The 11001-nt window shown below is 62.7% G+C and carries 17 protein-coding genes and 1 pseudogene; 10 read left to right on the top strand and 8 right to left on the bottom strand.

Features of this window, described 5'->3' with window-relative positions:
* Positions 1–60 precede the first annotated feature (60 nt).
* Positions 61–252 (top strand): annotated as a pseudogene (locus MKK67_RS00870) (response regulator transcription factor); the annotation flags it as partial.
* Here MKK67_RS00870 and MKK67_RS00865 read toward each other — a convergent pair.
* Positions 253–1218, bottom strand: a complete 966-nt coding sequence (locus tag MKK67_RS00865; protein WP_243961005.1) for a site-specific integrase — start codon at positions 1216–1218, stop codon at positions 253–255.
* Positions 1219–1352: 134 nt separating this feature from the next.
* Between MKK67_RS00865 and MKK67_RS00860 the strand changes: the two genes are divergently transcribed.
* From MKK67_RS00860 to MKK67_RS00850, 3 genes are read left to right on the top strand one after another with little or no spacing between them, the layout of a single operon-like run.
* Positions 1353–1976, top strand: coding sequence for a hypothetical protein (locus tag MKK67_RS00860; RefSeq protein WP_243961002.1), 624 nt, complete (start codon positions 1353–1355; stop codon positions 1974–1976).
* Between the two features lie 51 nt (positions 1977–2027).
* Positions 2028–2678, top strand: a complete 651-nt coding sequence (locus MKK67_RS00855; protein WP_243961000.1) for a ParA family protein — start codon at positions 2028–2030, stop codon at positions 2676–2678.
* Complete coding sequence (locus MKK67_RS00850; protein WP_243960998.1) at positions 2675–3058, top strand: hypothetical protein; 384 nt, start codon at positions 2675–2677, stop codon at positions 3056–3058. The genes MKK67_RS00855 and MKK67_RS00850 overlap by 4 nt, the downstream gene beginning before the upstream one ends.
* A gap of 180 nt (positions 3059–3238) precedes the next feature.
* Here MKK67_RS00850 and MKK67_RS00845 read toward each other — a convergent pair whose 3' ends face one another.
* Genes MKK67_RS00845 through MKK67_RS00835 form a run of 3 tightly spaced genes read right to left on the bottom strand, consistent with a single transcriptional unit; the run spans position 3239 to position 4485 of the window.
* A complete protein-coding gene (locus MKK67_RS00845) occupies positions 3239–3604 on the bottom strand; it encodes a hypothetical protein (protein ID WP_243960996.1) in 366 nt (121 codons plus the stop codon).
* A 50-nt stretch (positions 3605–3654) separates the two neighbouring features.
* Entirely contained in the window at positions 3655–4050 is a 396-nt protein-coding gene (locus MKK67_RS00840) for a phage holin family protein (protein ID WP_243960994.1), read from the bottom strand.
* 9 nt (positions 4051–4059) lie between these two features.
* Complete coding sequence (locus MKK67_RS00835) at positions 4060–4485, bottom strand: hypothetical protein (RefSeq protein ID WP_243960992.1); 426 nt, start codon at positions 4483–4485, stop codon at positions 4060–4062.
* Between the two features lie 163 nt (positions 4486–4648).
* Between MKK67_RS00835 and MKK67_RS00830 the strand changes: the two genes are divergently transcribed.
* Complete coding sequence (locus MKK67_RS00830; RefSeq protein ID WP_243960990.1) at positions 4649–5011, top strand: CsbD family protein; 363 nt, start codon at positions 4649–4651, stop codon at positions 5009–5011.
* Positions 5012–5230: 219 nt separating this feature from the next.
* Here MKK67_RS00830 and MKK67_RS32745 read toward each other — a convergent pair whose 3' ends face one another.
* Positions 5231–5377 (bottom strand): DUF1127 domain-containing protein, encoded by a 147-nt coding sequence (locus MKK67_RS32745; protein ID WP_409568350.1) that lies wholly within the window; start codon positions 5375–5377, stop codon positions 5231–5233.
* A gap of 134 nt (positions 5378–5511) precedes the next feature.
* Positions 5512–5910 (bottom strand): cupin domain-containing protein, encoded by a 399-nt coding sequence (locus tag MKK67_RS00820; protein WP_243960985.1) that lies wholly within the window; start codon positions 5908–5910, stop codon positions 5512–5514.
* A gap of 492 nt (positions 5911–6402) precedes the next feature.
* On the opposite strand from MKK67_RS00820, the gene MKK67_RS00815 reads away from it, so the two are divergent.
* From MKK67_RS00815 to MKK67_RS00805, 3 genes are all read left to right on the top strand, one after another.
* Entirely contained in the window at positions 6403–7158 is a 756-nt protein-coding gene (locus tag MKK67_RS00815; protein ID WP_243960983.1) for a helix-turn-helix transcriptional regulator, read from the top strand.
* 391 nt (positions 7159–7549) lie between these two features.
* Positions 7550–7717 carry a hypothetical protein gene (locus MKK67_RS00810; RefSeq protein ID WP_243960981.1) on the top strand — a complete coding sequence of 56 codons (168 nt, stop codon included), beginning with the start codon at positions 7550–7552 and terminating at the stop codon, positions 7715–7717.
* A gap of 256 nt (positions 7718–7973) precedes the next feature.
* Complete coding sequence (locus MKK67_RS00805) at positions 7974–8234, top strand: hypothetical protein (RefSeq protein WP_243960979.1); 261 nt, start codon at positions 7974–7976, stop codon at positions 8232–8234.
* 368 nt (positions 8235–8602) lie between these two features.
* Here MKK67_RS00805 and MKK67_RS00800 read toward each other — a convergent pair whose 3' ends face one another.
* Positions 8603–8821, bottom strand: a complete 219-nt coding sequence (locus MKK67_RS00800; RefSeq protein ID WP_243960977.1) for a hypothetical protein — start codon at positions 8819–8821, stop codon at positions 8603–8605.
* A gap of 386 nt (positions 8822–9207) precedes the next feature.
* On the opposite strand from MKK67_RS00800, the gene MKK67_RS00795 reads away from it, so the two are divergent.
* Both MKK67_RS00795 and MKK67_RS00790 read left to right on the top strand, forming a co-directional pair.
* Positions 9208–9390: an Rmf/CrpP family protein gene (locus MKK67_RS00795; protein ID WP_243960975.1), complete on the top strand. Its 183-nt coding sequence runs from the start codon at positions 9208–9210 to the stop codon at positions 9388–9390.
* A 275-nt stretch (positions 9391–9665) separates the two neighbouring features.
* On the top strand, positions 9666–9944 hold the full coding sequence (locus tag MKK67_RS00790) for a hypothetical protein (RefSeq protein WP_243960973.1): 279 nt from the start codon (positions 9666–9668) through the stop codon (positions 9942–9944).
* Between the two features lie 121 nt (positions 9945–10065).
* On the opposite strand, the gene MKK67_RS00785 is transcribed toward MKK67_RS00790, so the two are convergent.
* Complete coding sequence (locus MKK67_RS00785; RefSeq protein ID WP_243960971.1) at positions 10066–10230, bottom strand: Flp family type IVb pilin; 165 nt, start codon at positions 10228–10230, stop codon at positions 10066–10068.
* Positions 10231–11001 lie beyond the last annotated feature (771 nt).

The following is an 11001-nucleotide window of genomic DNA, read 5'->3' as shown; positions in this document are numbered from 1 at the left end:
AGTGTGGGCGTTCTAGAGTGAGTGACAAGCACACAGAACAAAGTCCCGGAACATCACCGGTTCTCGCCTCGGCGGACCAGCGTCGCCCGAGCCCTGCGTAAGGGTACGCCGAGCGAGATCATCGCCTACGAGCTGAACATGTGCGATAGCACGGTTAAAGTTCACGTCCGCAACCTCATGAAGAAGCTGAGAGCGAAGAACCGAACCGAGGTAGCATACCTCACGAACCAATATTTTAGCAAAGAACGATAGTTACAAAAACCCGCTTCCCGAGTGCCCCTTAAAGGCATTCGCCCGCCGAATGTACCCGACCACCGTCCGCGGATCCCGGTGGCCTGATTGATCCATGATCCGCGCGAGATCGGCGCCGCGCTCAGCCGCAGTGGTGATGTAGCCGGCCCGCAGCGAGTGCGCCCCGAAGGTCGAGGCGTCGAGCCCTGCGGCCGTGCAGTAGTGTTTCATCACGCGCTCGACCGTCTTCACACCTAGGCGGCGCGGCTCAACCCTGCCGGCCTTGTTCACTGACCGGAACACAGGCCCGTCCTTGATGCCGGCCGCATCGAGCCATTCCCGCACCAGAGCGACCGGTCGGATGAACCGACCGTGCGGGATGGCCTTCTCGACCCCCTGCCCTTCTTGATCGGTCTTGGACCTCCGAACCAAAACCCGCAGGCCGTCCGGATCTTGGACCAAGTCGGCGACGTCGAGGGCGACGAGCTCGGACCGACGGAACGCACCGGCGAAGCCCAGCGCCAGCAGCGCGCGATCTCGTTGACCCGTCAGGCTGTCGGGCGTCCGCATGAGCAGAGCCGCCAGGATGTCGGCCGTCGCCGCTGCCTTCTGCTTCGGTCGAGTGCCTATCTCACGCCGGATCCCGCGTAGGCCCTCGCGCAGACCTTCGTCGTCGGTCGGGTCACGCTCACCGGCGAGCTTGTGTGCGTACCGGATCGCGGCGAGCCTACGGGCGATGGTCGATGCCTTCGCACCACGTACTGCCTCGTAGGTCAGAAACTCGAGCACAATGGCTGGTGTCGCTGGCATTGGGTCGAAGCCATGCCCGATGCACCAGGTCGCGAACTGTCCAGCGTCGCTGAGATAGGCGCGCTGCGTGCTCTTAGCCTTGCCCGCCCGCTGGAACGCCCGGGCCTGGTCGGACAGGCCGGCGACGATCGGCAGGCCGGCCCGTGGCTCCGGAGCACGCGTTTTCAGCGCCTTCATGGCATCGTGTCCGATAACTGTCCTTCTCAGACACTATCACGCGCTAAGGTCGTGCGAGCGTCATTCCACGATCCCGCTTTTATCACACCACGAAAGTGTGACGACCGCGGCAATGAGACTTGTCGGGCGGTTGCATGAAGGACCCGGATCAGGAGCTGACCACCACCCTTGGGGCGATCGGTGGTGAGTTCCGTCCAAACGAACTGGCCTATCTCGCGATGACAATGAAGGTGGAGTCCGCGATCCGCGACCGCTTCGCTTTTCGGCTGCACCAGGATTACGAGCCGTCCGGCTGCATCGTCGCCCGGGAATGGAACAGGGTCGACCTCGCCGTGCTCGACCCTACCGGCACACCGCTCGCCCTCGTCGAGCTCAAGGCGATGTACACCTTCGACGCGTTAGGCAACCTCCGGCACTTCACCGATGCGACGACGGCCGACGAGATCAAGGCCCAGCGCCTCGCCGTTGACGGAACCGCCGTCTACTCGCTGCTGCTCGCTACCCATCTTGCGGGCGCCATCGGGCCTCAGTTCCTAAAACCGGTGAAGTACTCGGGCGGGATCAACCGCGCGATCACAAAGCACGGCGATGCCGCAGCTGTCCGCGCTCAGGCCTGCGAGACCATCGACAAGGACCTGGCGGCTCGCGCTGTCGTGGCCCGCGGCGAAGTCGAAGGCGGGGCGGCATTCGGACAATCCGCCTCCGTCCTTTACTGGCTCGTTCGCAACGACGGGCACGCCACGATGGCGGCAGGATAAAGTTTTCGTGGTGCTTTTTCACCACCACATTAGCGGGAGAGTGGACCCGAAATGGTGAGGATCATTGGCCTTGCCCAGAGCAAGGGTGGCGTCGGCAAGACGACCACGGCCCTCAACCTCGCAGCCGAACTGCATCGGCGAGGGCGGACGGTCGCCGTGCTCGACGCGGATCCGGCCGCGCACGCCGCCTCGATCGCAGAGGATGGGCAACTGCCGTTCAAGGTGACAGCCCATCTCTTGGAGGAAGACAGCGACGCCGCGGTCTCGGCCTGGGTGAAGACCGCCAAGAACCAGGGGACCGACTTCGTGCTGATCGACGCCCCGGGCGCGATGGGCGCCGCATTCGGCGCGACGATCGCCGTGTCCGATCTTGTGCTGGTGCCGTCTGGATCGACCGTGCTGGACGTGCGTGGTGCTGCAGAGACCGTCGGCACGATCCGCCGACATCGGAAGGCCGCCAAGCGCGATCGGCCCGACATTTTGATCGTCCCCAGCCGCATCGACAAGCGCACCGGGGCAGGGCGAGACGTGGTGACGACGCTGGCCGCGCTGACTGAGCCGGTGGCGCCGGCTATCTCCTACCGCGCCATCGTGGCCGACAGCCTTGCGACCGGGGAGGCGGTCCCTGCCGACACGCCGTCCGCAGCCGAATTCGCGGCGCTCGCCGACGCCGTCATGGTCCGCCTCGGAGAGACCCTATGAGCCGCCGCCCGAACGTCTCGCAGACGCTCGCGATGAAAGCCGCCGCGGCCGCGGCCCGTGAGGTCGAACAGGATGAGGCACCGCCGGAGCCGGTAGCGGTACCAGAGCCTGAGCCCGAGCCAGTCGTTGCCCGCGCTACAACGGCGACCGAGATCCATCAATCCGTCTCGCCGGCTGGGGAGGAGCGCGTCAATACCAAACCGACTGGCCGACCGAAGGGGCGCCGAGATGTAGCCGCCCGACAGACAGTCTACCTCGATGATGCCCGCCACGCCGCGCTAGCCCGAATTGCCGAGGACCGGGGCCGCTCCATCCATTCCCTGATCCTGGAGGGGATCGACCACGTGATCGGAAAGCCCAGTGCGAAGGGGTGGCAGTAGCGGTAATCGACCTCTCTAAAAGCATATTGGTAGTGTTTTTGTGGTGTTGAAAAACCACCATTAAACCGCGAGATCCGCGCTACCAGCCGTGGTGCGGTCGGGAGTGCGCGAGGCCGGGATGCAGCCAGTTGGCTGGTCCCGGCCGTTCGTGCAATTCGAGCCCACAAAAACGGGGACAAGCTATTTCGTGATCCGAACCGAGACCGGATCACTGCCGGGGAAGCTCTCCTCCAGCGCGTCGTCGAGCCGCTCGTGCATCCGGTCCGGATGGTTCTCAGGGAGGTGGCGATCGGTCGTCGTGATGGCGGATCCTGCAGAAACAACCGCCAGACGCCTCCGCTCCGCGGCAGTTCGAAAAGCCTCATAGACAAGCAGCCCGAAGCCGGCCGCGATCATGAGCGCTGGGACGGGATTGACCCGGACATCTGCGACAAGCCGCTCGACGGTCTCGCTCGCTGCCTGCCCTGACCGGCGCAGGTCGGCAAAGTCACGCGGGATCCCAGGTCGATTGAACCGGGCCTGTAGGTCGGCCAGCGTCCGGTCCAACCGGCCTCGGCTAGCCTCGACGTCCTGCTCCAGTTTGTCTGGCGAGTCGCTCATGTGTCCATCCAATCCGTGAGAACCTGCGCGTCCTGTTTGACCTGCCGACCCGTGCGTGTCGGCTCCAGCGTGGACAGGGATGTCTTGCTGCGCCCGAACAGCCCGAGACTGATCGCAAGCAAGAGGAAGACACCGCCCACGATCAGCGCCGCGAGTGCATCCGATTGAAAGAGGACGGCGATCCCCTTCACCAAGGCGAGGAGCAGCGTGAACAGGCCTGCAATGGCGCACACGGCCGCCATGAGTAACAGGCTGAGCCCGAGGGATATGCGATGGACGCCCTGCGCCATCTCGGTGCGAAATAGCGTGATTTCGCTACCCACGAGATCTCGTAGCTCGCGGACCGCATCGCCGACGAGGGTCGGGATGCTGCGCAATCCTGGCTCGGCCATCCCGCTCTCCTAGACGTCAGGCGTCGGGAGGACGTCGACCGGGACCACCGCGTGCGAGCGTGGGACCGGCCGAACCTTGGATGCATTCACAAGGCGGAAGAACGCGAGGCCCGTCAGAACAGCGGCGGCTGTCGCCAGCGCGGGCCGGCGTCGGATTGCGGCGTGAACCTCGTCGTACATCTCGCCGAAGCTGCGGCGTGAAATGGCCTCGGCCAACTCGTCGACGCCGAGCGCCGCCTGATCGAAGAGCTCCTTCAACTGCGGCAGCGAGTCGAAGCTGGTACCTGTGTCGCGAATGGCACCGCCGACGTCCGACACGAAGCGTGCCGCGTCGGCTTTGCGCTTCTCGACATAGCCCTGGGTCTGATCGCGCAGCGCGTCGGCAAAGCCTGGATCGGCGGCGCTCGGCCGGCCATTCTGAGCACCGTTCGGCATCGGGAAGTTACTCCAGTGTACTCTGGACCAGAAGGAACCGTAAGCGTCCCATACAGTTCCGCTGCGCCGCCGGCTGCGTGGTCTACCGTCGAGACGAATGGCCCTGCTCACGCGTTGGTGGCTCGATGCCGCCAATCCGTTCGGATACCGAGGAGGAAGAGCCATGGACGAAGATCGTGTCAAAGGCGCCGCGAAAGAACTCGGCGGCAAGGTCAAAGGTGCAGCGGGCGATCTGACCGGCGATAAGCGGACGCAAGCCGAGGGCAATGTCACTGAGCTGAAAGGCTCGGCGCAAAACCTGTACGGACAGGCCAAGGACACGCTCAGCGACGCGGCCGGGCAAGCGCGGGAATTCGCCGGCGATGCGTTCGACAAGGCTCGCGAGCGCTATCCGGACGCGCAGCGTGTGTACCAGCGCGGCAACGAGGCGCTAAGGCCGCACGCGCAGGAGTCACCGCTGGGCCTCGCCATTCTGGCCGGCGCCATCGGCTATCTGTTCGCTTTAGTCATCCACGGCCGTCGATAAAAATCTGCGCGAGGCCGGGCGAGCCGTGATGATATGGCTGCCCAGCCTTTCAGTTGTGGATCGCATAGCGGGCATCGCGCGCATCTACGGTATGGCCGTGCTCCACATACGTGTGTCGTCCACTATGCGAACGCGATGCCGCTGGTGCTCGGCAATAAGCAGATTACCTCTCGCGCAGTCTGGAAACGTGAGCCTGCAAGTCCGGCTGAATGGCTCTGCCTAGCTCTCCCAATCACTTGCGCGCGCACGCCCGAAGCGCACCGCACCGGGGATCTGGTCGCGGCGAATGCCGATGTCAGCCAACATCGCATCATTCATCGCACCAAGCTCTCTATGCGCCCGACGGATCTTGATTTCCTGAACAATGAATTCTTGAAGGAGACCGATCCAGCCGGGCAGGCTGCTTCGAGTGTATTGGGGCTGATCATTGCAGGTGTATCGCCTAGGATTGTTTGTAATCAAGCGCGACCGGGAGAAGGTGTATCGAGTGGATATATCCATCATGATGCCGCGGCACCAATTGGTGGGCCGAGCACATCGATGTTGTGCCGCGCTGCGTAAGCCAAAATATTTTCTGGAGCGACCTGCGATAAGCCGAGAAACATCTCTTCGAGGCCACCCGGTATGAAGGTCGCGATCATGCGCGCTGGAGCGGGCCCGAAGTTGAACCAACCATGCGGCATGCCGGCAGGCACGGTCACGATTGAGCCTGCCGGCGCTTCGAATTTGTTGGCATCGCACTGGAAGGTCAGACAGCCCTCAAGGACGTGGAAGATCTCATCTCCGATGTGCCGGTGGATCGGTGGCCCGATCATGGGTTGAACGATCGACTCGATGACAGTGTACGCCCCTTCGACGGTGCGGCTGTCTACGCGGATGCGAACGCGTTCGCCCGGCACGCCGTCGATCCATGCTCCGGGGGCTCCCTCCTCAATGGGGGGTGAGAGGAGGTGGAATGTGTGATCCTGCCCGAGATGTGTCATGATTGCTGGCCTTTCGCAGATCGATGTGATCTGCGGTGACCTCTAATCCGGGGGCCCAACGCTGCGATTGACTGATATCGCGCTAAATCCGCCGATCACGTGGTCATCTCAGCACTGGAGTCAGTCGTTGCCGCATCGGAACGACGACATATGACAAAAGAGCGCCGGATCGACCAAGCAGCAGCGGTCCGGCATCACGACCTAGGCCTCATTGTGTTGTCACTAGGGCGACGCATTGAGCCTGAAGCCGTGAGAAAGTGGAGCTAGATTTTGGTTCGGTCGTCCGGGATACATCCATTCCGAAGTCAGCAGGCTTCGTCATCACCTGTGGTGATGGAAACACGAGGCTCCCGTCTGCGCCTGACACGCTTCTGTGCGGTTCCCGAGCGAGATGGTCTGCACGTCAGCATGCCGAAGGAAGACACGTTCTACGCGATCTTCCAGCTTCGGGATCATCCCCCGCACGAACACTGGAACGATGGCCAGCCTAAACAAGCGGCGTTCTCACCGCGAGGCTGCTTGCACATAGCTGATCTCAACGCGCAGCCTTCTGCGCTTCTCCGCGAGCCTCTGGACAGTCTGAATTTGGAACTGCCGCGCGCTGCATTGGACGATCTCGCTGAAGATATTGGCGTCCCTCGCCTTTCAAATCTGGCCGTGCCAGATCCGTGGCAGACACCGGATCCGCAGCTGACGCAGTTGCAGCCCTTGATTGTGTCGGCCCTTGCCGAGGCTGGGACGGTGGGCCCGCTGTTCAGTGGTCAGCTGTTGTTGGCTGCCGCGACTCACCTTGCTGAGGCTTACGGCGGCCTTCGCCGCACTATCATTCGAACCGGAGGACTGGCTCCCTGGCAAGAGCGGCGGGCACGTGAGATGATCGCCAGTGCGTTGGGATCAGAAATCTCGCTCGCGCAGATCGCAGCCGAATGCTGTTTGTCGATGTCGCACTTCTGCAAGGCGTTTAAGGTGTCCACTGGACTGACGCCGCATGGCTGGCTGCAGCAGTGCCGCCTCGACCGAGCGCGCCACTTGCTCCAACAATCGACTCACTCGCTCGCCGAAGTGGCGGTGCTTTGCGGCTTCGCCGATCAGAGCCATTTCAGCCGCATCTTTCACCGTAAAACCGGCATGACTCCAGGTCGATGGCGCCGACAGCAACTGTAAGCGGTCTACCTTCACCGCAGTTGGAAGGGTCACAGCCCCGCCGCCCGATTTGATCACGGGCTGGCGGGGGAGGTCGTCGATCTCACCGGCGGGAGCCGATACGCAACGCGGCTCGGGGTGCAGGATGAGGCTGCGCGATTACCGAGCCGTGCCACTGGACCAGTTCTGGCCGTCCCGGACCGTGATCGTTGGCGTAGAAGCTCGCTCAAGCGGATCCGGCGGGTGAAGATGCGGACAGAAGCGCGAAAATGACTGTGGCCGCCGTGCGAGGCGCTGCAGGATCATGGTGGATCCCCAAACTGTCGAAAGGGGTAGGCCGCGAATGTCCGTTTCGCCGCTACATCGAACAGTCAGGAGTGCGCTCGCGCAGGGCCTATCCCAGGAGGCGGCGATGACGATCTGGAGCACGCGGCAATGGGAGATGCTGCGCCGGGAGCTGGCGTTTGTCATCCTTGCCGCCGGCTTGGTCGCCAACGTCGTGTGGATCATGTTTGGTAGTTGGGCGACCCTAGTCGAGCTCGGTCACATGATCGTCTACGTGGCCAACCGCCTCCGCTGAGGCAGGCCAGAACACTCCATTCGAATGAAGTGCGGGCGGGTTATGGGTCGAGGCCGATGATTGCGTCGAAAGATGCAATTTGAATGCTGCAGCGTCAAATACTACGCAGCCGGTGCGCATGGTGCAGAAGATATATTATGAAGGTCATAGTATATTGATGGGGTGCCAAAGTCGTGCGCTCGATGCGACCGCTTTTCCAGCCGCCGACTCTTCTAGGAGGGCGCTTCTAGTTGCGGATCACCAGGCAGTTTTGTCGATGCTCGCCATCATGTGGGTGGCTGCAGCGATCCTGCTCTGTGCGGCGCTGGTCTATCTCGGTCTGAACAAGCTCTTCCCTGCCCTGGCTCCAACGCACAGCTGGGAGACGCGATCTCCCACGTCGGCTCACACCTTTCTCACCACGCCGCTCGCCGAGATGGCGCCGCTTGATCCTCCTGAAGTCGGCAACGACGCTCCAAGGATACCGTCCCGTGGCAGGCAAGAGCGCAGTTTGAAGCGGGTTGACCGCCGGAACTAAGGCAACGTTATAGCCAAGGGCCCCGCAATCTGGACCGCCATTGCTGCTCAACGTCGGTCTCCGCACCCTGGAATGGGGTCCTCTACAGCTCGCGCAGATGAGCCCTTCTCCCGAGGGCACCCCTATTTCTGAATAGAAAGTGGGGGCCCTTTTTATGGGACGCCCAGGAGCGGGGCGGCGGTCTTGGCCTGGTCATTCAGTGCGGCCCAGCCCAACATCGTGGCTGGGGTATTCTCGTCCAAAATTTCCGTACAAAGCCGCCCAGGTCCGGGTTGCTCGCCCAACAGATGGGCCTAGCCAGGATTAGCCTGCCCGACTCGCCGGTGCAGGTCTCTTTGTAGCTGGTTGGCCTACACGTTCTGCGGTCGCTAGCTGATCGTCTCGCCGCGCTTCAGGCTCCAGACCAAGCGTTCGTCAGCATTAGTGAGCTCGATGCCCACTAGATCCTGATGTGGTTCGGCGACCACCGCTTGCGCAATCTGGATAGCCTCGCCGTCGTTCGCGGCTTCGATGTCTTGGGTCTCATCGGTGACAGCCCCGTCGCTGTCGTTCGAGCGCAGGAACTGACGTAACGTGTAGGCGGGCAAGGTCATGATCCGAGAAGCTGCTGTCCACGCGAATGAGCCCTGCGGCCATGAGTTCCGGGCTGTGGCGGGCCGCCACACCGCTTCCAGGAAGCGTCAAGCTGGAGCCAGCGTCGTTTGGCAGCGTTGTTGCTGCATCCCGTGGCCAGGGAGACTCAAAATGGATCCTGCTCGCCTCGTTCAGACCGAAAGCATGCTCGCCGTCACGGATCGGTTGTGGCGCGCCGAGATGCGGCGGGTCTTCGGGCCGGATGGCGTACTGCTCTACGGTTTCGGTACAAAGCGTCAGGGCGAGCCTGGAACGCGACTGCGCCAGGCCTTCGAAGCCCGCACCGCCGCTGTCGAAGCTTGGCGAAGCGAGCGACGCCGGTCAGCTTGAGGTCAGCCACATGGACACGCGCCAGCCTTCCATCTTGGGGCCGATTGCCGAAGGCGCGCATGCACGGGTGATCGGCCTACCAAAGGACAGCTGCCCCTATCTGGCAGATTCACCCGAGCGACGCGCGTGGTTGGACGGTTATGACGGCACGCCGAGCGAAGACGGGCCCGACGTGCCGATGGCTGATGCCTAAACGGCGAGGCTATCGCGCATTCAAGCAGTGCACTGTTCGTCAACGTCGGCCTGAGGCTGTCGTGCAGCGCAGTGGTGCGCAGATGCTTCGAGATATTAAAATACTATCACAGGTTGCCGTCGCGGCGCGACAGTTGTCTTGCTGGACGTAGACCGCGTGCGAAGGCACACACCAGTACTTTGTCGCAGTCAGACCTTCGGATCTCTTCTTCGTCAGCGGAGTTGTGCCGGCGCTTCAGGAGTTTCCTGCCGCACCAATCCCGACAGGAGATTGATATGACCAAGATTGCTCTTGCCACCGCGCTCATCACGGTTCTGGCCACCCCTGCATTCGCTCAGGCTGTCGTCGAGACGCCGACCAGCACCACCGTCGTAGTTCCGCCCGGCGCACCCGGTGTCGTCACGCGCCAGCCCGGCTCGACCGGCGATGCTCCGGCTGGCACCTACTCCCCGACCGGTCGTGCCGCTGATGGCATCGCCACCGACTCCGCGGCCGCTGGTAACGAAGGCCAGCCCTCGCGCATGGGCTCGACCGGCAGCGGTGGCGGGAAGTGACGTTCTAGCCACAGTCACGGAACGGACCTTGCGTTAACGCAGCCCAGTTCGTTCATGAGACCACGAACCTACTTAGCCCGCCCGGTTCGCCGCGGCGGGCTTCTTATTGCTAACACTGACCTCAATTTAGATTACCGGAGATCGCGCTGAATTTCGAGCTGAGCCTTGATCCGACCAGTCTGAGGGAAGCGATAATGGCGACCGCGATCATCGCGGCAATCATGCCGTACTCGATGGCGGTGGCGCCGGTCTCATCTCGGACGAACCGCTGCAGCAGCTGAGGCATCACACGGACCCTGCGCCGATCAAGGCTCACAGTCCCGTGATAACACTGGCCCGTTTACGGCTTGTGAAGAGACATTGATCCTGGCGCTTCAGCACCCACCGGCAGCGACGACGAAGGCGAGGGCGGCGAGGGCTGTGCGCATGGCGGGAGGATAACTGGCGGGATGGCGGTGTCGAGGACGGCCGCGTTACGTCGATAGCTGCACCTTCGGTCTCTCATCGTTCTCCTCAATGAAGATGACGCCGGCGGCTTCGAGGGCAGTCTCAATCTTCCGGTGACGGCTCGGCAGCTGCGGCACCCGGTTCGGGAGCGGGGTCAGTATCAAGTGTGCCTCCGCTGACCAGTGCGTTGGCCCAGGCGCTTGCGATGAGGCGGACCTGCTCGATAGCCTCGGCACGTGTGAACGGCTCATCGCCATCGTCGACACTACCATCTGACCAAGCGACGAACCCGGTGCGTCGGCCATTGGCATCCTCGACGCAAGCCGCGTCGTCAAGGATGCAGATGCGGAGTGGGAGCGTGAGACCGAGCGTAGGCATGTAGACGACATAGAGCGCCTGAGTTCGGCTTCGACCGTCACGCCTTTGGCACCTTTTCTAGAGGGCGCCAGATGGCGTCATTTGAGCATCATGACGGCGCCGATAGCTATGAGCCCGGCCGCCACAACCAATAATGGAGCATTCTCGACTCCGAGCTGGTCCAGCACGTTCGAGGAAACCGCAGCCACGATGAAGACGCCTAAGCCCGTCGTGATCGGCGACTTCACCTCAG

Source organism: Methylobacterium sp. J-072, from assembly GCF_022829425.1.
Lineage (GTDB): Bacteria > Pseudomonadota > Alphaproteobacteria > Rhizobiales > Beijerinckiaceae > Methylobacterium.
The sequence above is the reverse complement of the archived record's forward strand: the minus strand, read 5'-3'. Positions and strand labels throughout refer to the sequence as shown.